The organism is Roseinatronobacter monicus, assembly GCF_006716865.1.
GTDB lineage: Bacteria > Pseudomonadota > Alphaproteobacteria > Rhodobacterales > Rhodobacteraceae > Roseinatronobacter > Roseinatronobacter monicus.
Genome location: NZ_VFPT01000001.1, coordinates 2,490,072 through 2,514,743 on the forward strand (window position 1 = coordinate 2,490,072; position 24,672 = coordinate 2,514,743).

Annotated in this window: 21 protein-coding genes and 1 tRNA gene; 13 read left to right on the forward strand and 9 right to left on the reverse strand. The window is 58.7% G+C overall.

What is annotated here, in order from left to right; translation table 11 throughout:
• Window positions 1–107: 107 nt before the first annotated feature.
• On the forward strand, window positions 108–1,058 hold the full coding sequence (locus tag BD293_RS11930) for a tripartite tricarboxylate transporter substrate binding protein (protein WP_142082023.1): 951 nt from the start codon (window positions 108–110) through the stop codon (window positions 1,056–1,058).
• Here BD293_RS11930 and BD293_RS11935 read toward each other — a convergent pair.
• Window positions 971–1,930, reverse strand: a complete 960-nt coding sequence (locus BD293_RS11935; protein WP_142079320.1) for an IS1595 family transposase — start codon at window positions 1,928–1,930, stop codon at window positions 971–973. The two genes, BD293_RS11930 and BD293_RS11935, sit on opposite strands and share 88 nt — an antisense overlap.
• A 289-nt stretch (window positions 1,931–2,219) precedes the next feature.
• Here BD293_RS11935 and BD293_RS11940 point away from each other — a divergent pair, with 289 nt between their 5' ends.
• Together BD293_RS11940 and BD293_RS11945 are read left to right on the forward strand one after the other, a co-directional pair.
• The gene (locus BD293_RS11940; RefSeq protein WP_142082024.1) at window positions 2,220–2,675 is read left to right on the forward strand and encodes a hypothetical protein; all 456 of its coding nucleotides are present in this window, start codon (window positions 2,220–2,222) and stop codon (window positions 2,673–2,675) included.
• A 1-nt stretch (window position 2,676) separates the two neighbouring features.
• Window positions 2,677–4,176 (forward strand): tripartite tricarboxylate transporter permease, encoded by a 1,500-nt coding sequence (locus BD293_RS11945; RefSeq protein WP_142082026.1) that lies wholly within the window; start codon window positions 2,677–2,679, stop codon window positions 4,174–4,176.
• Window positions 4,177–4,251: 75 nt separating this feature from the next.
• On the opposite strand, the gene BD293_RS11950 is transcribed toward BD293_RS11945, so the two are convergent.
• Window positions 4,252–6,120, reverse strand: coding sequence for a dihydroxy-acid dehydratase domain-containing protein (locus tag BD293_RS11950; RefSeq protein ID WP_142082029.1), 1,869 nt, complete (start codon window positions 6,118–6,120; stop codon window positions 4,252–4,254).
• A gap of 948 nt (window positions 6,121–7,068) precedes the next feature.
• Here BD293_RS11950 and BD293_RS23095 point away from each other — a divergent pair.
• From BD293_RS23095 to BD293_RS11965, 5 genes are all read left to right on the forward strand, one after another.
• Window positions 7,069–7,548, forward strand: a complete 480-nt coding sequence (locus BD293_RS23095) for a phosphocholine cytidylyltransferase family protein (protein ID WP_246086283.1) — start codon at window positions 7,069–7,071, stop codon at window positions 7,546–7,548.
• 158 nt (window positions 7,549–7,706) lie between these two features.
• Complete coding sequence (locus tag BD293_RS23100; RefSeq protein WP_246086284.1) at window positions 7,707–7,904, forward strand: hypothetical protein; 198 nt, start codon at window positions 7,707–7,709, stop codon at window positions 7,902–7,904.
• Window positions 7,905–7,996: 92 nt separating this feature from the next.
• On the forward strand, window positions 7,997–8,134 hold the full coding sequence (locus tag BD293_RS22705; RefSeq protein ID WP_170207124.1) for a hypothetical protein: 138 nt from the start codon (window positions 7,997–7,999) through the stop codon (window positions 8,132–8,134).
• 113 nt (window positions 8,135–8,247) lie between these two features.
• The gene (locus tag BD293_RS11960; RefSeq protein ID WP_170207125.1) at window positions 8,248–8,529 is read left to right on the forward strand and encodes a hypothetical protein; all 282 of its coding nucleotides are present in this window, start codon (window positions 8,248–8,250) and stop codon (window positions 8,527–8,529) included.
• Window positions 8,530–8,653: 124 nt separating this feature from the next.
• Window positions 8,654–9,388, forward strand: a complete 735-nt coding sequence (locus tag BD293_RS11965; protein WP_142082033.1) for a pseudouridine synthase — start codon at window positions 8,654–8,656, stop codon at window positions 9,386–9,388.
• Between the two features lie 356 nt (window positions 9,389–9,744).
• Here BD293_RS11965 and BD293_RS11970 read toward each other — a convergent pair.
• A tRNA-Glu gene (locus BD293_RS11970) sits at window positions 9,745–9,819 on the reverse strand.
• 173 nt (window positions 9,820–9,992) lie between these two features.
• Between BD293_RS11970 and BD293_RS11975 the strand changes: the two genes are divergently transcribed.
• Window positions 9,993–11,140, forward strand: a protein-coding gene (locus BD293_RS11975) for an IS630 family transposase (protein WP_142084307.1) whose coding sequence is annotated in 2 segments (ribosomal slippage) — window positions 9,993–10,440 and window positions 10,440–11,140 — 1,149 coding nt in all. Because the reading frame shifts where the segments join, the coding sequence is not laid out codon by codon here.
• Between the two features lie 9 nt (window positions 11,141–11,149).
• Here the strand turns inward: BD293_RS11975 and recJ are convergent.
• The 6 genes from recJ to BD293_RS12005 all read right to left on the reverse strand — a co-directional run bounded on the left by recJ (window position 11,150) and on the right by BD293_RS12005 (window position 19,052).
• Complete coding sequence (gene recJ, locus BD293_RS11980; protein WP_142082035.1) at window positions 11,150–12,910, reverse strand: single-stranded-DNA-specific exonuclease RecJ; 1,761 nt, start codon at window positions 12,908–12,910, stop codon at window positions 11,150–11,152.
• Window positions 12,911–13,064: 154 nt separating this feature from the next.
• The gene (gene glpX, locus BD293_RS11985) at window positions 13,065–14,027 is read right to left on the reverse strand and encodes a class II fructose-bisphosphatase (protein WP_142082037.1); all 963 of its coding nucleotides are present in this window, start codon (window positions 14,025–14,027) and stop codon (window positions 13,065–13,067) included.
• A 114-nt stretch (window positions 14,028–14,141) separates the two neighbouring features.
• Window positions 14,142–15,428 carry a homoserine dehydrogenase gene (locus BD293_RS11990; protein ID WP_142082039.1) on the reverse strand — a complete coding sequence of 429 codons (1,287 nt, stop codon included), beginning with the start codon at window positions 15,426–15,428 and terminating at the stop codon, window positions 14,142–14,144.
• Window positions 15,429–15,517: 89 nt separating this feature from the next.
• On the reverse strand, window positions 15,518–16,318 hold the full coding sequence (locus tag BD293_RS11995; RefSeq protein WP_142082041.1) for a TlpA disulfide reductase family protein: 801 nt from the start codon (window positions 16,316–16,318) through the stop codon (window positions 15,518–15,520).
• A gap of 97 nt (window positions 16,319–16,415) precedes the next feature.
• Window positions 16,416–17,321, reverse strand: a complete 906-nt coding sequence (locus tag BD293_RS12000) for a bile acid:sodium symporter family protein (protein WP_142082043.1) — start codon at window positions 17,319–17,321, stop codon at window positions 16,416–16,418.
• Window positions 17,322–17,324: 3 nt separating this feature from the next.
• On the reverse strand, window positions 17,325–19,052 hold the full coding sequence (locus tag BD293_RS12005; protein ID WP_142084542.1) for an AMP-binding protein: 1,728 nt from the start codon (window positions 19,050–19,052) through the stop codon (window positions 17,325–17,327).
• A 401-nt stretch (window positions 19,053–19,453) separates the two neighbouring features.
• On the opposite strand from BD293_RS12005, the gene speA reads away from it, so the two are divergent.
• From speA to speB, 4 genes are read left to right on the forward strand one after another with little or no spacing between them, the layout of a single operon-like run.
• A complete protein-coding gene (gene speA / locus BD293_RS12010) occupies window positions 19,454–21,358 on the forward strand; it encodes a biosynthetic arginine decarboxylase (RefSeq protein WP_142082045.1) in 1,905 nt (634 codons plus the stop codon).
• Entirely contained in the window at window positions 21,351–22,574 is a 1,224-nt protein-coding gene (locus BD293_RS12015) for a saccharopine dehydrogenase family protein (RefSeq protein WP_142082047.1), read from the forward strand. Before speA ends, BD293_RS12015 begins: the two co-directional genes overlap by 8 nt.
• Window positions 22,574–23,740: a carboxynorspermidine decarboxylase gene (locus tag BD293_RS12020; protein ID WP_142082050.1), complete on the forward strand. Its 1,167-nt coding sequence runs from the start codon at window positions 22,574–22,576 to the stop codon at window positions 23,738–23,740. Before BD293_RS12015 ends, BD293_RS12020 begins: the two co-directional genes overlap by 1 nt.
• Window positions 23,737–24,594 (forward strand): agmatinase, encoded by an 858-nt coding sequence (gene speB, locus BD293_RS12025; protein WP_142082052.1) that lies wholly within the window; start codon window positions 23,737–23,739, stop codon window positions 24,592–24,594. Before BD293_RS12020 ends, speB begins: the two co-directional genes overlap by 4 nt.
• The last annotated feature ends 78 nt before the right edge of the window (window positions 24,595–24,672 follow it).

Here is a 24,672-nt window from a genome sequence, read left to right on the forward strand (position 1 = left end):
TACGCTGATACCATCTTGCCGCAACCACCCCGAAACCGGGATTTGCGCGCGGCTAAACGAAAAGCTGCATGAGAAACTTGCAGTGACCTATAAGGAGGTTATGAACCATGAAAATCACGCACTATATGGCAGCCGGGGTTTCCGCTCTGGCGATGATGACAGCCGCAACAACCGCTGCTGACGAATTTCCTAGTGGCCCGCTGACAATGGTCATCGGCTTTAACCCCGGCGGGTCAAGCGATGTTCAGGGCCGCGTTCTGGCGAATGTGATGGAAGACTATCTGGGCCAGCCCGTGAACGTCGTTAACCGCCCCGGTGCTGGTGGGGCCGTGGCCTTTACCGAACTGGCACGCAATACCGAAGCAGATGGCTATACCTTCATCTATGGCAGCCTGAACACTGTCACCTTCATGCCGCTGATTCAGGACGTGGCGTTTGGTGTCGAGGATTTCGATTATGTGGCAGGGCTGGCGGCGACGCAGAATGCGCTGGTCACATCTGGAGAGCAGCCGTTCTCGACCTTTGAAGAGTTGCTGGAGCATGGCCGCGACCAGCGCCTGACATATGCGCAGCAAACATCGCTCGATCAGGCGATCATCGAACAGGTCGCCGAGATCGAAGGGCTGAACCTGTCGATCGTGCCAACAGGCGGCGGCGGTGGGATGGCCCCGCTGGTGTTGGGCAATGAGGTAGACTTCGCCTATTCAGGTGGCACGCATGCGCAATACACCGAAGAAGGGGACATGCAGATTCTGGCCTTCCTCAGCGCCGAGCGCAGCCCGTTCTACCCCGACAGCCCGACGCTGGTCGAACTGGGGTATGACTTCTCGATCGAGGATTACCGCGCCATCCTGACCCCCGCTGGTGTGCCCGATGATGTCATGGAACGCCTTGTCAGCGCGGCGGAATACGCCAGCCAGCACGAGGACTTCATCAATGTGATCGAAAATGTAGGCTCAATTGGCGTTAATTATGCGTGCCTTGAGATAGGCAGGATTCCTGCGGCGGCGGCGAGTATCGCGCGGGGAGTTTGGTGTTTTGGAATGACTGCAAGTTGAAACCAGCGCAGGTAGCTGTCCAAGTACTTGGTTGCGATGCCGCGATGGCGCCGCAGGAATGTCTTGAGCCGCTCATGTCGACTGTTCACGGTTTGAATGTGCAACTCCCCGCGAACACGTTGTCCTGCAGTCTGGTTGAGGCTTTCATGGCTGATGCCCATTGCTGCTGCGCAAGGCGGGTAACTGGTGCAGCCATCAGTGACCAAGAGCGCATCAGGATCGAGAAGCGGCTGCAAAACCGCCTGCAGATGTGCGGCCGTCACTGCTGGCAAGACAGCACTTATGGTGGTGCCGGATCGGTCGGCTGCGACCAAGACCGGAACCTGCTCCTCCGACAAGCCGCGTTTGGCGGCCTTGCCGCCACGTTTACGGGCCTTACGATCAAGGTTTCGTTCACCTTTTCGGCTGCTCAGAAAGAAGGTCTCGTCGGCTTCGACGATGCCGCGCAACTTGATCGCCCCAGCCGTCACCGCCCGAAGAAAACGATGACGCCAACGAAAAGCGGTCGTGCGCGCCACCATGCAACGCTCAGCGGATACCTTTACCGTTTCGCCGTCACGTAACGAAGCAGCGAACTCTGCCCAACGGCCCTTGTGGCGCAGGCGCGCCAGCGGAGTACCGGTCAACGCGTTGAAGGTTTTGCCGCAGCCTTTGCAAAAGAACCGGGAAAGGCCACTTGCATGACCCCTGATGATAGCTCCTTCTGAAGCGCAGTGCGGGCAGATACGGTCCTCACGAACCTTTGCCTCAAGGAGATCGACCACCGCCTGCAATGACGGAGACCCAGAAAGGATCCGACTCGCCTCGGCGCGCTGGTCCGGCGAGAGGTTATCCGTCTCATTGAGCCAAACCAGAAAGATGTCGTGGTCCATATATACCCCTCCACACAGTATGTTCACTATATGTTCTATCGCACATGGGCACGCATAACAAACGCTAATTGAGCCAAAATGTAACGCAGTTCCCCATCACCTTTGTTCCGAACGAGGAACTTGAGGTTATGGCGCGTGACATTACCGAGGCGAACCGCGGTCTGATCGCAGACTAAGGCGACACGCCGCTTCGGCGGCCTTCCTCCGGCTTTCTCTTCAAGGATCGCGCCGCGCGGCGCGTTTGTTGAGAGAAAGCCGGAACCAGTCATATTTCTATCGGGTGGGCAGCATGACACACAGAGCAAATTTCTGGACCGGTCTGGTTGTGACCAGCTTTGCGCTTTTCGCGCTTCTCTGGATCATTCCGACCCAAGCGGGCGAGTCCCTGATGGCAGGTATGCCGCCCGACCTGTTGCCTCGGCTGGCAATGTATCTGACATTGATCAGCGGTGCGATTGTCACCATTGATGCATTGCGCAAGATGCTGCGCGAAGGCACTGCGCCCATCACGCTCAATCTCGACTGGCCCATGATCGGATGGTCGCTTTGGCCCATCGGCTTTGTCGGGCTGATCGTTTTTCTGCTGTCGATGTTCAAGATGACCTATGCCGGCCCGGTAATCCTGGCTGTGTTTCTGGTGCTTCTGGGCGAGCGGCGCTGGTATGTTCTGCTGCCATGCTCGACGGTTCCGGTCCTGCTTCTGTACGGACTTTCGGTTTATCTGATGCGCGTTGGAGTAGTGTGATATGAATTTTGATGTTATCGGTGGCGCCATCGGCGAAGCGCTGACACTTGCCTCTTTCATCGGCATCGGTGGGGGTGTTCTCATAGGGTATATCGTGGGAGTGATCCCCGGTCTGTCGCGCTCTGTCGCCATTGCGATCGCGATTCCGCTGACATTCTACATGTCACCCTATATTGCGATTTCCTTTCTCATCGGGCTGTCCAAAGGCTCTGCTGCGGGCAGCGCCGTGTCGGCGATCCTGCTCAACGCGCCGGGCGAGGCCTCTTCTGCGGCGACCTGTCTTGATGGCTACCCGCTGGCCAAAAGCGGACGACCGAAAATGGCCTTGCAGATGGGGCTTCTGGCCTCGGTCATCGGCGATATTCTGGCCACCATCTTTCTGATCTTCATCGCAATCCCGTTTGCGCGGGTGGCGCTGATGTTTGGCCCCTATGAAATGGCAGCCATTCTGGCCTTCGCGCTGGTCTTCATTGCAGGCCTGTCCGGCGGCTCGCTGTTCAGGGGTCTTGCGGCGGGCGGCCTTGGCATATTTCTGGCGACCTTCGGGCTGGACCCACAGACCGGCATGCCAAGAATGACCTTTGGCTATACCGAGATGATGGATGGCTTTCCGCTAATCGCCGTTGCCATCGGCACTCTGGCCCTGTCCGAAATGTTCATACAGGCCGAGCGACTGCGCAACGAGCGCGATACGATGTCTGTCAAGATCGAGAACTCACCCGACGACCGGCTGACATGGAAGGATTTTCGCCCCACCATCCGCACAATTCTGCGCGGCACGGGCATCGGTACTTTCGTAGGCGCGCTTCCCGGTCTTGGCCCGTCGGTCGGGGCATGGATGTCCTATGGCATGGCCAAGCGCGCCTCAAAAGACCCTGACAGCTTTGGCAAGGGAAACCCCGAAGGCATTGCGGCGGCTGAATCCGCCGATAACGCGGTGATCCCGGCAGCTCTGATCCCCCTATTCGGCTTAGGCATTCCCGGCAATGTCTCGGCAGCGCTTCTGATCGGGGCCTTTGCGATTCACGGGATCACCGTCGGCCCGCTTTTGCTGCGCGATGAACCCGAACTGCTGTATTCCATCTTTGCAGGCATGATTGTGGCCAGCTTGATCATGCTTGTTCTGGGCTGGTTCGGTTTGCGGGTATTTGCCTTGATCACGCGGGTTCCGCCACATGTGGTCATCCCGATTGTCATATTCTTCTGTCTGTGCGGTATCCTGTTACAGGGCTATGGGACTTTCGGGTTGGTGCTGTTGCTGGGGTTCTCGGTTCTCGGGTATCTGATGAAGAAGTTTGACTATTCCTTCGTCACGTTTCTGGTCGCCTACATCATCACGCCGCTGCTTGAACTCAATCTGCGCCAAAGCATCATCTTGGCTGGCGGGGATTGGTCCGTGTTGCTGGGTCGCCCCATCGCACTGGCCTTTCTGGTCTTCACGATCATCGCGCTCATCATGCTGGCGCGCCGCACACTTCAGCGGCAAGGCCAGGCCGCTTGATGGTGACGCCTGTGCGCCCAAAGCGCACAGGCGTTCCAATTGACAGGCAGCGCCATGCAAGAGTGGCGACGCGCTTCAAGTCTCGTTATGTGTTGCGGTCCGAAACTTGTTGTGCGGCGTGAAGCCGGAGGGCGTGGCTTCACGCGGATTGCGTACCCACACGGTGCGGTTTGGGTGCAGCCCCGCACCTTGGATCGCCGGGACGGCCATATGCCGCGCGCGTTGCAGCAAGCGTGTATCGGCGACAGGCAAGCTTGGGTGGAAGCCGCCGTTCTTTGCGACCTCGTTGTCCCAATTGGCCTTGCGGGCGTGCAGAATGGCCGGGTCGTTCAAAGGGGTGCAGTTGATTTCGTTGGTGTTGAGATCCACAAGGATCTCATCGCCATCCTCAACCAACGCGATCGGCCCGCCAATTGCCGCCTCAGGCCCCACATGGCCAATCACAAGACCAATCGAGCCGCCGGAAAAGCGCGCATCTGTCATCAGGGCAATAACGATGCCGCGTTCGCGGCATAGTGTGGTGATGCGCGCAGTCGGGTCCAGCATTTCCGGCATACCGGGTGCGCCGCTTGGCCCTTCATAGCGGACGATGATCATGTCGTTATCCTCGAACGCCTCAGGCGTCTGGTCCAACATATCCAATAGCGCCCGTTGACCGTCAAACACACGCGCCTTGCCACAGAACATGTTGTTCTCCAGCCCCCCCTCGACCCCGGCCAGCTTCAGAATGGCCGAAAACTCGGGCGACAGGTTGCCGCCAAGCATCCGCAGACCACCCGTAGGCTTATATGGGGCCTCTACCGGATAGATGACCTCTCCATCAGCGCGCTTGGCCCCAAGGCGGGCGACCTGCTCGGCCAATGTCTCTCCCGTGCAGGTCAACACATCGCCGTTCAGCAGACCCGCCTCCAGCAACTCGCGCACGATGATCTGCACGCCACCCACCTCATCAATATCAACCATCGAATATTTGCCATAGGGGCGTGCATTGGTCAGCACGGGCACGACATGCTGCGAAAAGTGGTTGAACTCTTCAGGTGTGATGATGTCCTTCCAGAAGTCGGCAAAGCCAGCGGCCCGCGCGATTTCAGGGGCGTGCAAAAGCGCGTTGGTTGAACCGCCGATGGCCATGGCGACGATCGTTGCATTGCGCAAGGAATCGCGCCCGACGATATCGCGGGGTTTGATATCCGTCTCGATCATCTGGGCAAGCAGTGTGACCAGTTCATCGGGAAACTCTGTCAAACGGCGCGGATCATCCGACGGGGGGGCCACCATATGCAAGGGCTGCATGCCCAGCACGCCTATGAAGGTCTGCATGGTGTTATAGGTGAACATGCCGCCGCAACTGCCAAAGCCCGGGCAGGCATGACAGGCGATGTGGTGGCGGTATTCTGCATCGGGATGGCCTGCGACCTGAAAGGCGCTGACGATATCCAACTTTTCGCCGGTATTGGGATCGGTGCCGGGGCGGATCGGACCATCCGACATGATGATGGACGGCAGGTTGTGCTCCAGCATGGCCGCAAGTGTGCCGACGGGCGGTTTGTCACAAGCGACCACAGCAATCGTACCCGCGAGGCCGGTTGCACTGAAATGTTCGCACAAGGCATCTTGCGTCACCTCGCGCCCGATCAGCGAGTAGCGCATTTCAGGCGTGCCATTGCGCATACCGTCCGAGGTTGCAATTGTGAACTCCGGCTGAACAAGCCGAAACCTGAATTGATCAGGTCCGGTGCCAATGCGGGATTTGAAAGCTTGGTGGATCGCCTCAACCTTGGCCGCAACGCCCAGATAGCATTGGCTATCGCCTTTGGTGCCGACGACGCCCACTGATGGCTCGTGAATAAGAGCCGGATCGGTGCCGATTTCGAGGGCAAGCCCGATAGTTTGGGTGGAACGGCCAGGATGACGGTCGATCAGAACTGCGTTTGAGTTGGTCAATGTGGTCTCTTTCCAATTGCATTGCCAAAGGGCTGAGCCGAAGGCAGGAAGTTATGTGTCTTGCAGGAATGTAAACACAACGAATGAAAAGATCGAGTGCCAGTGCTGTCTGCCATTGCGCGGGCCGTATAAAAGGCATCGTCGAACGCGGTGACCCTTGCGTGAATGGCGGCGCCAATATCCTGAATACGCCCTCGCAGGGGGGCGAACATGCTGATGAGCGGCGCTGGCGCACCGCAAAATGCCATCGACCGACGGGCTAGTGTCATGTGAAGGCGCGGTTTCAGGCGCAACCAGTTTTTGCTGGTGTGGCCATAGGGCGAAGAGCCGATGCACAGCCTCAATCCGCCACCCGTCGGCAGCTGCGGCTAGGGTGCACTCGATCTAATTCTTGCTATTGCGGCGCATAGGTCATAACGCTCTGTTCTCTGGCGCAACATCATTGCGTGCGTCAAGATGCTCTACGCCGCGCATTGATAGCTTCACTTATCTGATATGACCCCCGGATTTTTGGCAACAGGCGGCACAGCCCTACCCGACCATCCGGCCGACAACCCTTTCAGATGAGGACTTTTGTTCGACAAGACGACACGGTTACTTGGATGCTGAAACCAGCTGCCTCGAAGGCTCGGTCCGCAGGTATCCCACTGCCATGGTGCAGAGAAAACCATTGATGACTACGACAGGTATAACGCTGCGGGCAAATCTGACGTGGTTCGGGCGCGAGCAAAGCAAGTTCCACGCGTTTGATGACGGTGTGTTCATATTCATGCCTTCGGCGGCACGCGTCTTAGACCAGCTCATACCCATGCTTTGGGTCTTTGCTGCAAGCCAAGTGTTCTGCGGCCGATGCAGATCATGACATCGGGGTCAGACCATCGCCGAAAACCGGACCGTCCGCTTGAAAAATAGCCGCCCTCGAAACCGCTCGCATAGGAGTCATTTATCATGAGCTACGAAAAACACCGCGCCCCTGTCGCTGTCATTCTGGCTGCTGGCATTGGCTCGCGCCTCAGCCCGCTGACCGACACATGTGCCCAAAGTTTGCTGCTTGTTGGCGGGTCCGCCATTCTGGAACCCATAATCCGCAATTGCCTGAGTTGCGGGATGTCGCAATTCGTGATTGTGCTGGGGCACAGGGCAGATGACATCAGGCAGTTTGTTGACAAAGCGTTTCGTGGTATCCGGGTCACCTATGTGATCAACGATCGCTACCGCCAGACGAATACAGGCTATTGCCTGATGCTGGCATCTGCTGCGATTGGCACAGCCGAATTCGTGAAATTCGATGCAGATGTTGTGTTTGACGTCAAAGTATTGCGCCAGCTTCTGGACAGCGACAGTTTGAACGCCTTGTGTATCGACCAGAACATTGCGCAAGACGCAGAAGAGGTAAGGTCATCGCCAACGACCAGGTGCAGGTGTTAGAGATTGGCAGGGCTGTCGATGCAAAGCTGGCTTTGGGCAAGTCCATCGGGATCGAGAAGATCAGCGCCAAGACGAGCGCGTTGCTATTTGCAGAACTTGCGCAAATGATGACGCATCATGGCCACCTACAAGAGGAATCTTAGACGGCCTATGCGCGCTTGATCGACACAGGAACAGAGTTTCGTGGGCTGGACATCGCGGGTTTGAACTGGACCGAGATTGATACAGCCGAAGACTTCGCCGCGGCGAATGCGATGTTTGGCAGCGCGATTACAACCGTATCGCGCAACCAGCAAAAGTCGCTGGACGAAGCCGCGGAAAAAGCGGCGATGCCAACGCGCGCCGGACAAGTTTGAAACACCCTGCCGGAGGCCCGGCACCGGTAAGTATGCGCAACGCTATCTGTGTCATTCCGGCACAGGAACGCTGCATTTGAGAGGAATATTCTATGGCCAAAGGCAACAACAGCATGCGCGGCAACAAAGAATTTAAAAAACCTAAGAAAGACAAATCGAAGGTACCTGCGACCGCCGATTCGCTTGCAGGAAAGCCCGCGCTGACCATCGGCGACAAGAAAGTAAAATAACCACGGCGTATCAGATGTCGTCCCCTCAGGCCGCAACGTTCACTTGAGCGACCAATGGCGGGCGGCCTGATCCCGTGTTTGAACCGACCTATTTCTCAGCCTTGGAGGCGGCAATGACCGAAGAAAACGAGACCGGCGAAAAAATGCATTATGTCTGTCAGACCTACGTTGCCAAAAAAGCGGCGCGCGGAGGGCGTGGCGGACTTCAGATCGGCAAACAGCTTCAATATTCCACAGCGTCCGAAGCACAAATCCGCGCCGAACGGGAATTCCTTGCTGAGAATTGCATTGGTGCAGATGCTTACGTTGTGACCGAAGATCTCACGTCCGGCGAAGTCGGCAGCCCCACTTTTCTTGTAGGGCTTGGGACTGTACCCGATGATGAGGGCGTTTGACGAAAGCAAAGCGCTTCGGCTAGCATTGAAGCAACCCCGACACCGCGCGCAATTTTGATAGGAGTACAGAAATGTCCGGTTTCTCGTGGGCGCGCCCTCCGGGCCAATTCAGGAACCAAAGGTAATGGCCAAAATTCGAACCTCTCGCATCGACAAGCTTCTGTCCTCGATGGGATATGGCTCTCGCAGCGAGATTGCGCGAATGGCCAAGACCGGCGCAATTACGCTCGACGCAACCAAACTCCTCGATGCCACCAAACATATACCGATTGACCCGGATTTGCCGACCCGCATGAAGATCAACGGCGAGGCACTTGATCCCATCTCAGGCATGGTCATCCTTATGAACAAGCCTTTGGGTACGACCTGTTCGCACAAGGAAACCGGTGCACTTGTCTATGATCTCCTGCCCAAGCGTTGGAACCGGCGCAATCCGGCGATCTCGACCATTGGCCGGTTGGACAAGCAAACGTCCGGTCTTTTGTTGCTGACCGATGATGGCGACCTGCTGCACCGCGTCATCAGCCCCAAGCGCCACGTCAAAAAGACCTACCGCGCCAAACTGGCCCGCCCGCTCGATGGCACTGAAGGCGATCTGTTTGCTTCGGGTCACTTGATTCTGGATGGCGAGGAGAAGCCGCTGGCGCCTGCAGAACTGGACGTGATCTCGGAAACAAAAGCCCTGCTGCGAGTCACTGAGGGCCGATACCATCAGGTGCGCCGGATGTTTGCAGCCACCGGAAACCACGTCAAGGAACTGCACCGCGAACGTCTGGGCGGCTTGTCCCTGCCTGATGGAATGGCTCCTGGTCAGTGGACGCTGCTGAGTACAGAAGAGATCGCAATGATCTTCCAGTAACTCGAAGGCGGCGTGGTCCGCGCCTTTCCACGCACATCAGAGTACACATGGTGCCGCCGCGTGGGGGGATCTACCGGATTAATTCAGCAGACTGTCCCATCATGCCTGAACTGGCGTCAAAAGGCAGGCGCTACCCGCGTTGTAGAAGCAGATGAACCGAATGGAAAATGCCAAGCAACCTTACCCACAAAGACACCAAGATGGTGACAGCCTATTTCCACAATGAAAAACGCGGAAAACGTGCGGATCGCGGAATTGGCTGACACTCGCAGAGCAAGGGGTGAGCCAATATGACAAACCTTTCCGAAAGGTTTGTCAACATGTATATTGTGACGCTACGAGTACTTACAATAAAGTGGCAGCCCGTAGGGGAATCGAACCCCTCTTTCCAGGTTGAAAACCTGGCGTCCTAACCGATAGACGAACGGGCCAGCTGTCACTTGAAGGCTACTTATTTAAAGGCTTGATGCAGCGCAAGAGGGTTTGAGCGCTTTTTTTCGATCCTTGCTATGTTAATCGACCTAGTGCCTCGCTTCGGGGTATTTGACAGCTTTGATTTTTTCTGAATCTCTGTGGAGCGTAGCAGCTTTCTGGGGGTGAGATGATGACAAGAGGGTGCAAGCCGAAGTATGTAGTTCGACTGACGACAGAGGAGCGTGAACACCTTGAAGGGATGATCAGAACGGGTCGGCAAGCCGCCTACAGACTGCTGAAGGCGCGGATTTTGCTGAAGGCGGATGTGTCCTCTGATGGCCCGGGATGGGAAGATGCGCGCATTGCCGAGGCATTAGAGACCAGTCTCTCGACTGTTTTCCGCACCCGGCGCCAACTTGTGGAGGAAGGGCTTGAGGCGACTTTAGCGCGCAAAGTTCCAGCGTCGCTTTCACAACCTCGGATCTTCGATGGGCAAGCCGAGGCCAAGCTGATCGCGCTTGCCTGTTCCGAACCACCCGAAGGATATACGCACTGGACACTCAGGTTGTTGGAAAAGCGGGTTGTCGAACTGGGCATTGTTGAGCAGGCCAGTGATACCACAATCCAACGCACGCTTAAAAAAACGCGCTCAAACCGCACCGGAACCGGTACTGGGTAATCCCACCCAAAGCCAACGCTGGTTTCGTGGCGGCCATGGAGAATGTGCTGGACGTCTACACCCGTCCACACGATCAAAACCGTCCGCTGGTTTGTCTGGACGAGACCAGCAAACAATTGACCCGTGAGACCCGCACACCCATTCCCATGCAGCCAGGGCGCGAGGCGCGCCATGACTACGAATATGAACGCGCAGGTGTCGCCAGCCTGTTCATGTTATTCGCTCCTCTGGAGGGCTGGCGCCACGTCGAGATACGCGATCGACGCACTGCCATCGATTATGCCCATATCCTGCGCGATCTGGCTGATCTCCACTTTCCCTATGCCGAAAAGATCGATCTCGTGCAGGATAATCTGAACACCCACAACCCTGCATCGCTGTACGAGGCTTTCCCGCCTGCCCAAGCGCGCCGCATCGCACAACGGTTCGAATGGCACTACACGCCAAAACATGGGTCTTGGCTCAACATCGCTGAATGTGAACTCAGCGTCCTCGCTCGCCAATGTCTGGCCCGGCGCATCCCGGACAAAACTATGCTGAAGGCCGAAGTCGATGCATGGACAACAAATCGCAACTCCCAACGCGCCAAAACCAACTGGCAGTTCACAACTCAAGACGCGCGCACAAAGCTTATCCGGCTTTATCCGCAAATCGAGTGAATCGCAGGACTAGCTGTTGGGAACAGCCGCATCATCCAGCCGCAATTGAACGCTGCGGCGCCCGCCCCACTGATTGATCTCCACCTTACCAGCAAGATGCAGGCGCGTGCCTTGTGCTGTGGCGAGCGCAGGCCCAAGCTCTGATTCGAAGGCTCCGAATGCAACGGCCTCCAGCGAATTGCTCTCCCCATCCCCGAAGCGCAACCGAAGATGCGTCTCGCCCATGCGCCGCAGTGACTGGATGCGCATATCGGGAAATGCGAAGCGTGGGGCGGGGGCGGCAGCGCCGAATGGGCCGACCGTCTCAAGCTGCTCGATCAACTCGACGGTCACGGCGCCGGGCATAAGCGCGCTGTCTATGCGCAAATCCGACGTGGCCCCTGCTGCCCCCGCGCCCTGCTGTGCCAGCAATTCTGACAGCCGCTCCATGGCGGTTTCAATCTGCCCCCGCGCGACGGTCAGCCCGGCGGCCATCCGGTGCCCGCCCCCCTTTAGCACCAAGCCCTCACGCACCAGCCTTTGCACCGCCGCGCCCAGATCAATCCCCGGCACCGAGCGGCCTGATCCCTTGCCCTCATCGCCATCCAGTCCAATCACGATTGCCGGGCGCGCGAGGGATTCTTTCAGACGCGCCGCCGCAATCCCGATCACGCCCGGATGCCAGCCATCGCCTGCCGCCCAGACCAGCGCCCCCTCGGCTCCGCGTGCCTGCGCCTGTGCCATCGCCTCTGCGCGCACGGCGGCCTCGATCTCACGGCGCTCGGCATTCAGCACCTCCAATCGCTCGGCCAAGGCTTCAGCCTCGACGGGGTCGTCGCTTGCCAAGAGACGCGCGCCCAGATCTGCGGCACCGATACGCCCCCCTGCATTTACCCTTGGCCCTAAAACAAAACCAAGGTGATAGGCGGTCGGTGCAGCTTCCAGCCGCGCGACATCGGCCAAGGCGCGCAGCCCAACCCGGCTGCGCGCAGACATGACCCGCAAGCCCTGTCGCACGAAAGCACGGTTAACACCGATCAGTGGCGCGACATCCGCCACGGTCGCCAGTGCCACCAGATCAAGAAATGCCATCAAATCCGGCCCCTGACGACCGCGCGCGCGCAACTGGCGATTGGCCTCCACCAGCAGCAGAAATACGACACCCGCGGCACATAAATGGCCCAGATCCCCGGTTTCATCCTGCCGGTTCGGGTTCACGACTGCATAGGCTGGCGGCAGCGTTTCAGTGCCCAGATGATGGTCGACAACCATGACATCTGCGCCACGCGCCGCTGCAATCGGATCATGGCTGACAGTGCCACAATCAACACAGATGATCAGTTCATGTGTTTGCGCGAGTGTCTCCATCGCCGGCACATTCGGGCCATAGCCTTCATCGATACGGTCGGGAATATACAGCGTCGCCACATGGCCCATCGCGCGCAGCCAACAGATCACCAAGGCCGCCGACGCGCCCCCGTCCACATCATAATCGGCAAAAACCGCAATCTTCTCGGCCCCATCAACCGCAGCAAGCAAGCGCGCGGCGGCACGTTCCATATCGCGCAAGCCACGCGGGTCAGGCAGCAACGCGCGCAAGGACGGGGCAAGGTAGTCCTCTGCGCCCTCAGGGGGCACGCCAGAGCGCGACAGCACGGCACAAACGGCGCGCGGCAGGCGTGTGGTTTGGGCCATTGCATCGGTCAGACGTTGCAGCGCTGCATCCGGTCCCATCCAGCGCCGTCCTAGGACAGATCTTTCGACCCCCAGAAACGCAGTCTCGTCACCCATCAGCCCTGCCCCATATCTTCCACGCCACTCCCTGACGCCCATGTTAAGGACATCAGCAGCCCCGCACACCGCAATCAGGCACTTTCTTGCCTTAAATACTCAAAATGGCACCGCATCAGAAATGTCGCAGACCGAAGCGCCCTGCCCCGCCGCCTTACAGCGGCGTGCGGTAACTCATGCGCCGCACAGATCCGGTTTTCGAGCGCATCAGCAATGTATCGGTTGTCACCCAACCCGGTTCGGTCTTGATACCTTGCACGATGGACCCATCCGTTACTCCTGTTGCGGCGAAAATCACGTCACGGGTGATCATCTCGTCGCGGGTATAAATTTTGTCGAGGTCCTTGATACCTGCACGCCGGGCGCGTGCGATTTCATCGTCATTGCGAAACACCAAACGCCCATAGATCTGTCCGCCCATGCATTTCAACGCAGCGGCTGCCAGCACACCTTCCGGTGCGCCGCCAGACCCCATATACATGTCGATCCCTGTCAGGCCGGGTTCTGCGCAATGGATCACCCCTGCCACATCCCCGTCCATGATCAGACGGATTGCCGCCCCGGTGGAACGCAGATCCGCGATCATGTCCTCATGGCGCGGGCGTTCCAGCACACAGACGGAAATATCCGACGGATCGCAGCCTTTCGCTTTGGCCAGCGCACGCACGCGCTCTGACGGGGTCATGTCCATCGTCACAGTATCCGGCGCATAGCCCGGCCCGATGGCCAGCTTGTCCATATAGACATCCGGCGCATGCAGCATAGAGCCGCGCGGCGCCATTGCGATCACGGTCAGCGCATTGGGGAAATCCTTGGCGGTCAGCGTTGTGCCTTCCAGCGGGTCTAGTGCGATGTCAACTTCGGGGCCATTTCCGTTGCCCACTTCTTCGCCGATATACAGCATGGGGGCTTCGTCGCGTTCGCCCTCGCCGATCACGACACATCCCTTGATATCGAGCAGGTTCAACTGGTTGCGCATGGCATCTACGGCTGCCTGATCGGCGGCCTTCTCGTCGCCCCGCCCGACCAGCTTGGCCGACGCAAGGGCTGCTGCCTCTGATACACGGGCAAGACCCAGAGAAAGCATTCGGTCATGAAATTCAGGCTGTGTCGTCATGGATCTGTTCCCTCGGGCAATTATTTCAGACAGGTCTAGCGGGTCGCAGGCACAAGACACAAGCTATTAGCGGAGTGACAGCGCTAACGACAAGAAAGGCGCGGCGGATAGGACTCAGTCTTCCTCGATGGCAAGGGCCACCGGCTCGCCGACCACGACACCGGTTTTCATTGACAAGGCAATGGCATGGTCGATGGCGTCGCGCGTGGTTTTGTGCGTGATGATCAACACGGGCGCGCGCGTGTCCTGATGGCCATACTGGCGCATCCGGTTGATCGAGACACCGGCATTGCCCAGCGCCTCTGCCACTTTGGCCAATGCGCCGGGCTTGTCCATCAGGCCCATGCGCAGATACCACGGCTTTGACCCCATCGCCTTGGCCGAGACTGCCGCCTCCAGCGTTGTTGCAGGCTGGCCGAAGACCGGCATCCGAAAGCCACGCGCGATGTCGATCACATCGCCAATCACAGCGCTTGCGGTCGGCCCTTCACCGGCACCGGGGCCACGCAGGATGATCTGTTCGACCGCGTCGCCCTCAATAACGATCATGTTCGTGCCGCCCTTCAACTGCCCCAACGGGCTGTCGGCGGGCACAAGACAGGGGGTCATCGACTGTTCCAGCCCGCGCCCTGTCATCTGTGCCACGCCCAGCAGCTTGATGCGCAGGCCCAGATCGGCGGCGGCGCGAATATCCTCGATCGAGATACGCTCGATCCCGCCCAATGCGATTGCGTCAAAATCAGGACGGACACCAAAGGCGATTGCTGACAGCAGTGTCAGTTTGTGCGCGGCGTCAATGCCGCCCACATCCAGTGTGGGGTCGGCTTCGAGATAGCCCAGTTGACTGGCTTCCTCGAACACAGTCTCATAGGGCAGGCCCGCATCTTCCATCCGCGTCAGGATGTAGTTGCAGGTGCCATTCATCACGCCTTTGATGCGGGTGATCCGGTTGCCAGCCAGCCCTTCTGACAGCGCCTTGATGACAGGTATCCCACCCGCCACCGCCGCTTCAAAGCGCAGCGACACGTCCTGTGCCTCAGCGGCTTCGGCCAGCGCCTGTCCGTGGATCGCCAAAAGCGCCTTATTGGCTGACACCACATGCTTGCCAGCGGCGATTGCCGCTTCGGTCAGGGCCTTGGCAGGGCCATTTTCGCCGCCCATCAATTCGACCACAATATCGATATCGTCGCGGCGGGCCAGTGCCACAGGGTCATCTTCCCAATCATAGGTCGAGATATCAACGCCACGGTTGCGCGTGCGAGAGCGGGCACATACGGCCACAATCTCGATCGGGCGGCCTGCGCGGCGCGCCAGTAGATCGCCATTTGTCTGCACGATCTTGATCAGCCCGGTGCCAACTGTGCCAAGCCCTGCTATTCCAAGGCGCAAAGGGGTGGTCATGGCAAGGGCTCCGTCTGTGAACTGGATGATGGCGCCCTGTTAGCGACTTGCGGGCAGGCTTGCAATGCAACCTGCGCCGCGCAGCGCGCTCAGTGCGTCAACGCGGTGATTTCGCGCAACAGGACAGCGCGCGAAATCTCGCCCACATGCACATGCGCCAGCATCCCATCCGCACCCAGAAACAGCGTCACAGGCAGACCGATGGTGCCATAATGGCGCGCCAATGCGCCCGCAGGGTCCAGCGCCATATGATCGGGGCTGATGCCTGCGCTTTCCAGATGTGCAGCGACCGTGGCAAGCGCCTCGCCCTGACTGGCCAGCAAAAAGGTCACATCCGTCTGGCTGGCCGCGACATTCGCCAGCATCGGCAATTCACGGCGGCAAGGCGGGCACCATGTGGCCCAAAGGTTGATGACCATAGGCTGTGACGGCGCATCAGCGAAGGCGAACTCTGACCCGGACACCATCGCCAGTGTCAAATTTGGCGCGGCGGTTTCGGGACGTTCCCCAATATCCAGCGTCAAGGCAAACCACAGCACGACCCCCACCCACGCAGCCCCGAAGGCAGGCACGAATGGCAGCCCACGGTGCAGGGCCAAGGCTGTCACCACGCCCGCGCCAACGGCCCCACCAACAGGTGAAAAGCCGCCCTGCCAGATTGCGAGAATCAGCCACGGCTCAGGCAGAAAGACCTGCGGGAATTGCACGACATGACCCAGACGCGCGCCGATGAAGCCCCACAGCACCACCTGCCCGGCCCACGCGCTCAACGCAGGTTGGCGCGCCATGCGAGCGATGATTTCGACCGCCACCACAAAGACCAGCACGCTGAGGATCGCGGCAAAGCGGTCCCAACCCAGCACAAGCGGGCCAAGCTGAATGGCATCCATGCGCACCCCCCTGAAGTTTCGGGGCGCTTATCGCCACCAGCGGCCCCCATGTCCAGAGCGCGCGCGACACCCCGATGGGGCGCGGTTGCAGCGGCAGTTACGGCGCGGTGCCCAGCTTGGCCGCGTCGCGCGCCAAGGCCTCTCGCGTAGAACTGCGGCGGTACCACAAGGTAATCACAGTTGAGGTCAGCACAATGAACAGCGAATACAGGATCGGGATCAGCAACACTTCCTGTTGCATCGCGGCGCCGAAACTCAGCGTGATGACCAGCACCGCCAGCGGCCCGTTCTGAATGCCGGTTTCCAGACTGATGGTGCGCGATCTGCGGGTGTCCTGCCCCAGCCCGCGCGCCACCCAATATCCGAACAACATGCCAACCAACCCGATACTGATGGTCGCAGCATAGACAGGCGCCGGCGTATCCAGCAGCAACTGGTAATTGCGCGGCACCCATGTCGCAATCAGGAACACGATGACCGCAACCCCCATGAAAGAGCCGATAAGCTCTATCGTGGCCCCGACATTGGGGTTCATCTTGCGCAGCACCATGCCCAACGCTGTCGGCACCAGAAGAACCACCAGAATTTGCGCCACATTGCCCGCAGGAATGGCATAATCACCCGATATACCCGCAAGCCCCCCATAAAACGACAGCAACAGCGGCACCATCACCACGGCGGCCAACGTAGACACAGTGGTCATCATGATCGACAGCGCCAGAACGCCCTTGCTGAAATAGGCAAATATGTTCGAGGTCGTCCCCCCAGGCATACACGCAATCAGCAAAAGCCCCACGACCAGCGCAGGCGGCAGGCCCAGCAGCACCGCCAGCAGAAAGCCCAGAAACGGCATGACCGCGAACTGGCTGAGCAGCCCCACCAGAATGCCCTTGGGCTTGCGAAAGGCGATGGGGAAATCGCGCGGAGTCATGCTCGCGCCCATCCCCAGCATGATCACCATCATCATCACGCCCAGCAGTGTGGTTTCAAGTTCTGTCAGCATGGGTCACACCTTTCCTGCGAATTCGGCACGCGCTTCGGCCTTCAGGTCTTTGCGCAGGATCTTTCCGATGGGGGATTTGGGCAATTCATCGCGCAGTATGACGGATTTGGGCACCTTGTAGGCGGCCAGATATTTGCGGCAATGCGCGATCACGCTCTCTTTTGTGACATGGTCGGGCACATCCGGGTTTTGCACCACATAGGCGCGCACCGCCTCGCCGGTTGCGCGGTCCGGCACGCCGATCACTGCGGCTTCCAGCACAGTATCGAGTTTCGACAGGCAATCCTCTATCTCGTTGGGATAGACATTAAAGCCCGACACCAGAACCATATCCTTTTTGCGGTCCACAATGGTCAGAAAACCGTCTTCATCCATCACGGCCACATCGCCTGTGAACACCCAGCCATTCTGAAGGGTTTGCGCGGTGTCTTCGGGGCGGTTCCAATAGCCGCGCATGACTTGTGGCCCCTTAACCAGTAATTCGCCCGGCTTGCCCTGCTCCACCGGCTCGGCCGCGTCATCGACCAGCGCGACATCCGTGCCCGGCACCGGCACCCCGATAGAGCCTGCGCGCACAGCCAGATGCAGCGGGTTAAAGCTGACCAGAGGCGAGGTTTCGGTCAGCCCGTACCCTTCGGCCACGCGGGTGCCGGTCACGTCCTGCCATCGTTCGGCCACGGCCTGATGCAATGCGGTGCCGCCCGCGATAGCCGCTTTCAGCGTCTTGGGCGGATAGGCCGCGAACCATTCTTCATTCATCAGCCCATTGAACAGGGTGTTGACCCCTGTGATCCATGTCACCGGATAATTCTCCAATGCGCGCTGGATGTTTTGCACCGGACGTGGCGAGGGCACGAGGATGTTGCGCGCGCCAAGGTCGAAAAAGGTCATCAGATTGGCAGTGAAAGCGAAGATATGATACAAAGGCAGGGCCGTCAGAACGCAATCTTCGCCCGACATATGCTGCCCGCCCATGACCTTGACCTGTTCAAGATTGGCCAGAATATTGCCATGCGTCAACATCGCGCCCTTGGCCACACCGGTTGTTCCGCCTGTATATTGCAGCAGCGCCAGATCATCACTGGACAGCGTGTCCCAATCGGTCACATCCTCCAGCCCGCGCCCGATTTTCAGCGCATCACGCAGGCGCAGGACCGGCACATTCAGAGCGGGCACAGGCGGCAGGCTGCGCGACCAGAATTTCTGCACCCCCCGCACGATGGTTTCGGGAATGCGCGGAAAGAATTCTGGCACCCCAGCCAGAACCACGTGCTTGATGCCGGTTTGGGCAATCACTTCTTCCAGTTTGTCCGCGAACAGGTCGCTGATGACCAGAACCTCTGCCCCGGAATCGTTGAATTGATGCACCATTTCCGAAGGCGTATACAGCGGGTTGGTGTTGACCAGCACCCCGCCCGCTTTGAACACCCCAAACGCCGCCACAGGATAGCCCAGCCCGTTGGGCAACTGCACTGCGACACGCGCACCGGGCGACAATTTGCAATGATGGCGCAGGAAAGACGCGAACGCATCCGACATCGCGCCCACCTGCTTATATGTCAGGGTGCCGTTCATGCCATTGGGCACAACGCAGGTGAACGCCCGGCGTTTTGCGTAGGCGGCGCAACTGTGTGAAATCAGATGCGCCAGCGAAGCATAGTTTGGCTGGGGCAGTTCGGGCGCTATTTCTGGTTCATACGCCGCCAACCACGGGCGGTTTGATACTGTCATGGTCACAACTTTCCTCCCACCCGCGTCTGTAACGGGCCTCCGGTTACGACCTTTCCCCAGTGTGGGGCATCAGACAAGTCCTGACGTCGCGCACCTGTCGTTTTTCCCTAACGTCACATTGAAAAAATCAGGGATTTTTGGCTATTGCATTGCCAACAACGCAGAAAGGCCAGAGGGCCGTCATGGCCGACCATATCCAGACCGGGTCTGTCAAGACAGGGAAAATCCACGCATAAAGGCCCAAGATTGGCCGACAGTTTCATCAATCTATTACCCGCGCCAGCATACTCCTGACAGATGATCCTGTGCAAATAGCGGAACGGAACAGTTTTCCTTGCGTTTGTTTTGTGGATTTCATAAGCGGGCGCTTCATGTCATGGGGTCAGAATAAGGGGTACCACATGCAGGATCGTGTTTTCCAAAGTTACGGGGTTCATCGTTGGGGCGCAGGGATGTTTGCGCCAATGCCCAATGGCGACTTAGGGTTGGTCAATCCAGCCCGCCCACAAGACCCGCCGGCGAGTCTGCCAGCGCTGCTCCATGATCTGGATGCGCGCGGCATTCAGACACCTGTGTTGGTGCGTGTCGGCGCATTCCTCAAGCGTCAGCTTGAAATGCTGAACGATTCTTTCGCCAAGGCGATAGAGGCGAATGGTTACAAAGCCCCTTATCGCGGTGTGTTTCCGATCAAGGTCAACCAGCAAGCCGAGGTGATCGACAGGATCGTGGATTATGGCCGCCCCTATCAGTTCGGGCTGGAAGCGGGTTCAAAGCCAGAGCTGATTCTGGCGCTGTCGCGCGATCTGCCCAAAGGTGCGCTGCTGATTTGCAACGGGATCAAGGATGCCGAGTTCATCCGCCTTGGCATTCTTGCGCGCAAGGCCAGCATAAATTGCGTTCTGGTCATTGAAAGTCCGGGCGAGGCAGACACCGTGATTGCCGAGGCCAAGCGCTTGGGTGAAAAGCCCGCCCTAGGCGTGCGGATCAAACTGACGCGCCGCGTGACCGGCAATTGGGCCGACAGTTCTGGCGACCGCTCGACCTTTGGGTTGACCACCAAGGAAGTGGTTGATCTGGTCGATAAGCTGCGCGCCGAGGACATGCTGGATTGTCTTGTCTTGCAGCATTCGCATCTGGGTTCTCAGGTGCCGCAGATGATGGATATTCGTCAGGCCGTCGACGAAGCCTGCCGCTTCTACACCGAATTGCGCCGCCTCGGCGTGCCGCTGACCTACCTTGATTTGGGGGGCGGTCTTGGCATTGACTACACAGGCGAGGCGCGCGCGTCCGACAATTCCGTCAACTACACGGTCGAGGAATATTGCGCCAATATCGTGGAAACCGTGAAATACCAGATGGACGAGGCCGATGTCCCTCACCCCACACTGGTCACGGAATCAGGCCGCGCGATTGTGGCGTATTCTTCGATGCTGCTGTCGGATATCCTGGAGGCGAGTTATTTCGACCGCTCTGCCCCCATCACCCCAGAGCAAGACGATCACCATATGCTGTCGGACATGGCCGCGATTGCGGATTACATGACCCCCAGACGCATTCAGGAATGTCTGAACGACGCCGAATACTACCGCGAGGAATTGCGCGCCCTGTTCCGTCGCGGGGTGATCGGCATTGAAGAAGTGGCGCGCGCCGAACAGATTTTCCTGTTCATCGTGGGCCGCATCAAGGACTTGGTCGCGCAAACGCCGGATGTGCCGCAAGAAGTGCTGGAAGCGCTGTCAGCGCATCGTGACATCTACCGCGCGAATTTCTCGCTGTTCCAGTCCCTGCCCGATGTCTGGGCGATAGATCAACTGGTCCCCATCGCCCCCCTTCAACGCCTGAACGAACACCCCACACGCCGAGCGGTTTTGTCTGACATCACCTGCGACAGCGACGGCAAGATCGACCAGTTTGTTCTGGGCGACGGGGTTGGCAATGCTTTGCCCATCCACGAGTTGCGCCCGAATGAGCGCTATTTCATCGGCATCTTTCTGATCGGCGCCTATCAGGAAACGCTGGGCGATCTGCACAACCTGTTTGGCGACACCAATATTGTCACAGTTGATTTCAACGATGACGGCGTTTTGGAACTGTTGCACGAGGTTGAGGGCGACACTGTGGCAGAGGTCATGGCCTATGTCGAATATGAACCCAAGCAATGCCTTGATGCGTTCAAGCGCATTGTCGAGCGCGGCGTGCAGGACGGCACCTTGAACCCGTCGCAGCGGCGCATGATGATGGAAACCTACCGCCATGCGCTTGGCGGCTACACCTACTATGAGCATGAGGAGCACAGCAATGACTGACAACAAAGATGTTCTGGTCATAGGTGCGGGCGGCGTTGCCTCCGTCACCCTGCACAAGATGGCAATGAACCGCGACCTGTTTCTGGGGCGTATAGCCGTTGCCAGCCGCACGCTGTCCAAATGCGAAGCGATTGCCAAATCGGTCAAGGACCGCACCGGGCAGGTGATCGAAACCTATCAGGTCGATGCCGATGATGTGGCGCAGACCGTGGCGCTGATCCAGACCGTCAAGCCCGCACTGCTGGTCAACCTAGCGCTGCCCTATCAGGATCTGGCGCTGATGGAGGCGTGTCTGCAAACCGGCGTTCACTATCTGGACACTGCAAATTACGAATCGCCGGAAGAAGCAAAATTCGAGTATTCGCACCAGTGGAAACTGCATGACCAGTTCAAGCAGGCCGGTCTTATGGCCACACTTGGCGTGGGTTTTGACCCCGGCGTGACCAGCATTTTCGCAACCTATGTGCGGCAGCACTACCTGTCCGGCATTCGCCAGATTGATATTCTCGATTGCAATGGCGGCGATCACGGCCATCCGTTTGCAACTAATTTCAACCCTGAAATCAACATCCGCGAAGTCACCGCCGATGTGAAGCATTGGGAAAACGGCGGCTGGATCACCAGCCCTGCCATGTCGACCAGTGTGCCGTTCGACTTTGAAGCGGTCGGTGAGAAGAACATGTATCTGATGTATCACGAGGAGTTGGAATCCCTTGTGACCCATTTCCCCGAGATCGAGCGCGCGCGCTTCTGGATGACCTTTGGCGATGCCTATATCAACCATGTCACTGTGTTGCAGAATGTCGGCATGACAGGGATCGACCCTGTCGAATATGAGGGGCAGCAGATCATCCCGCTGCAATTCCTGAAAGCTGTGCTGCCCAACCCCGGCGATCTGGGCGAGCGCACCAAGGGCAAGACCAATATCGGCGACATCATCACTGGCCCCGCCAAGGATGGATCGGGCGAAAAGACCTATTACATCTACAATATCTGCGACCACGAGGAATGCTTCCGCGAAGTGGGCTCTCAGGCGGTCAGCTACACAACCGGCGTGCCCGCCATGATCGGCGCGGCCCTCATGCTCAATGGCACATGGTCCGGCGCAGGCGTGTTCAACACCGAACAACTGGACCCCGACCCCTTCATGGAGTTGCTGAACAAGCATGGTCTGCCATGGCAGGTGGTGGAACTGTCAGGTCCGGTTGATTTCTGATGGCAATGCAGACCCATGCGGGCGATCCGGGCGCGTTTCGGGATTTTGACCTGATGCGCGTTCCATCCCCCTGTTTTGTGGTGGATGAAGCGCGGCTAGAGGCCAATCTGCGCATCCTGGCCGATATACAGACGCGTTCCGGCGCGACTGTACTTTGCGCGCTCAAGGCGTTTTCCATGTGGTCGCTCGCCCCCTTGGTCAGCCGCTATCTGTCCGGCGTTTGCGCATCGGGCCTGTGGGAAGCGCGGCTGGGCCGCGAGCATTATGGCGGGATCGTCGAGACATATTCTGCGGGCTACAAACTCGATGAAATGGCCGAGATCATTGCGCTGTCAGACCATATCATCTTCAACACCCCCGCTGCGAAAACCCGCTTCCTGCCCATGATAAAGGACAGCGGCAAGCAGGTGCATGTCGGCCTGCGCTTCAACCCCGGCCTGCCGCTTGGCGATGACGCAAAATATGACCCCGCCGCCCTCGGTTCGCGCCTTGGCACACCGCTGGAGCAAATCGACGCCGACGCGCTGGAAGGCGTGGACGGGCTACATATGCACACCCTGTGCGAACAGGATCTGGAACCGCTGTTGGCCATCTGGGACCATATCGCGCCGCAGATCCGCGCGCTTGCGCCACATCTGAAATGGATCAATTTTGGCGGCGGCCACCATATCACCCGCGCCGATTATGACCGCGAGGGGCTGATTGCCTTCTTGCAGAAGGTCCGCGATGAAACTGGTCTACACTGCTATCTGGAACCGGGCGAAGCTGTGGCGCTGGATTGCGGCATTCTAGTCGGCGAAGTGTTGGATGTGGTCGAGAATGATGGCCCGAATGCCATCCTCGACATTTCCGCGACCTGTCACATGCCAGACGTGATCGAGGCCCCCTACCGCCCTGCCTTGCTGGATGAACAAGGTGACATCCAAGTCCGGCTTGGCGGGCCAAGCTGCCTTGCAGGCGATGTGATCGGCCGCTACGCGTTCAATTCCACACCACAGATCGGCACCCGTGTCGCCTTTCTCGATCAGGCGCATTACTCGATGGTCAAGACCACAACCTTCAACGGCGTGCGCCTGCCCGCGCTCGCGCTTTGGAACAGCAACACAGATGCGCTGCGCATCGTGCGCGAATTCACCTATCAAGACTTCAAGGGCCGCCTCTCATGATCTTTCTCGACTCGGAACTGACCCACGACGAACGCAGCCCCGGTGCACGCTTTCAAATCGTGCCCATGCCGCTGGAGAAAACTGTCTCTTACGGTTCGGGCACCGCCGATGGGCCAGCGGCCCTGATCGAGGCGTCTGACCAGTTGGAGCGGCTTTGGCGCGGGATAGAGCCTTGCACCGCCGGGATTTACACGACCCCTGCCATCGACTGCTCGGTGCCACTGGAATACGCGCTCGACTCGCTGGCCGCACGTACTGAATCCATTGCGCGGACAGGTCATATTCCGGTCTCGCTGGGCGGCGAGCACAGCCTGACATGGGCCGCCGCACTGGGCGTCAAGCGCGCACTGGATCGCCCTATCGGGATTATCCAGATCGACGCACATGCCGATCTGCGCCGCGCCTATCAGGGGTTCCGGCATAGCCACGCCTCGGTCATGCAGCTGTTGGTCGAGGAAGAAGGCATGGCCCTTGCCCAATACGGCGTGCGCGCCTTGTGCCGCGAAGAAGCAGATTGTCGCGCGCGCAATAATGTCATCTTCATCGATGCCGAAGATTTGGTGACAGGCAATATCCATGACGTGACCCTGCCCGAAGATTTTCCCCAAGATGTCTATGTCAGCTTCGATGTAGACGGGCTGGATGCCGCCATCATGCCTGCGACCGGCACGCCGGTTCCGGGTGGGCTTGGCTATTACCAGTCGTTGGCGCTTGTCCGCTCGGCCCTCAAGGGTCGGCGCTGCGTGGGCTTCGATGTAGTGGAACTGGCCCCGATCGCGGGCTGGGATGTCTGGAATTTCACAGCCGCGCAACTGACCTACGCACTGATGGGAATCGTGGCGCAGAATGACTGAATGCACTGCGGCCCCTGCCGCTTTTCGTCAGCCCCCGCGAAACCGCTAAATCTTGTGTCAGACGCGTGACAAACCCGC

Coding starts and splice junctions, on each gene's coding strand:
- BD293_RS11935 (WP_142079320.1), bottom strand. CDS start 1,930: ATGGACCACGACATCTTTCTGGTTTGGCTCAATGAGACGGATAACCTC.
- BD293_RS12005 (WP_142084542.1), bottom strand. CDS start 19,052: ATGACAGTATCAAACCGCCCGTGGTTGGCGGCGTATGAACCAGAAATA.
- BD293_RS11930 (WP_142082023.1), top strand. CDS start 108: ATGAAAATCACGCACTATATGGCAGCCGGGGTTTCCGCTCTGGCGATG.
- glpX (WP_142082037.1), bottom strand. CDS start 14,027: ATGACGACACAGCCTGAATTTCATGACCGAATGCTTTCTCTGGGTCTT.
- BD293_RS11940 (WP_142082024.1), top strand. CDS start 2,220: ATGACACACAGAGCAAATTTCTGGACCGGTCTGGTTGTGACCAGCTTT.
- BD293_RS12015 (WP_142082047.1), top strand. CDS start 21,351: ATGACTGACAACAAAGATGTTCTGGTCATAGGTGCGGGCGGCGTTGCC.
- BD293_RS12000 (WP_142082043.1), bottom strand. CDS start 17,321: ATGCTGACAGAACTTGAAACCACACTGCTGGGCGTGATGATGATGGTG.
- BD293_RS11995 (WP_142082041.1), bottom strand. CDS start 16,318: ATGGATGCCATTCAGCTTGGCCCGCTTGTGCTGGGTTGGGACCGCTTT.
- speA (WP_142082045.1), top strand. CDS start 19,454: ATGCAGGATCGTGTTTTCCAAAGTTACGGGGTTCATCGTTGGGGCGCA.
- recJ (WP_142082035.1), bottom strand. CDS start 12,910: ATGGGTGACGAGACTGCGTTTCTGGGGGTCGAAAGATCTGTCCTAGGA.
- BD293_RS22705 (WP_170207124.1), top strand. CDS start 7,997: ATGGCCAAAGGCAACAACAGCATGCGCGGCAACAAAGAATTTAAAAAA.
- BD293_RS23095 (WP_246086283.1), top strand. CDS start 7,069: ATGAGCTACGAAAAACACCGCGCCCCTGTCGCTGTCATTCTGGCTGCT.
- speB (WP_142082052.1), top strand. CDS start 23,737: ATGATCTTTCTCGACTCGGAACTGACCCACGACGAACGCAGCCCCGGT.
- BD293_RS12020 (WP_142082050.1), top strand. CDS start 22,574: ATGGCAATGCAGACCCATGCGGGCGATCCGGGCGCGTTTCGGGATTTT.
- BD293_RS11945 (WP_142082026.1), top strand. CDS start 2,677: ATGAATTTTGATGTTATCGGTGGCGCCATCGGCGAAGCGCTGACACTT.
- BD293_RS11990 (WP_142082039.1), bottom strand. CDS start 15,428: ATGACCACCCCTTTGCGCCTTGGAATAGCAGGGCTTGGCACAGTTGGC.
- BD293_RS11965 (WP_142082033.1), top strand. CDS start 8,654: ATGGCCAAAATTCGAACCTCTCGCATCGACAAGCTTCTGTCCTCGATG.
- BD293_RS11960 (WP_170207125.1), top strand. CDS start 8,248: ATGACCGAAGAAAACGAGACCGGCGAAAAAATGCATTATGTCTGTCAG.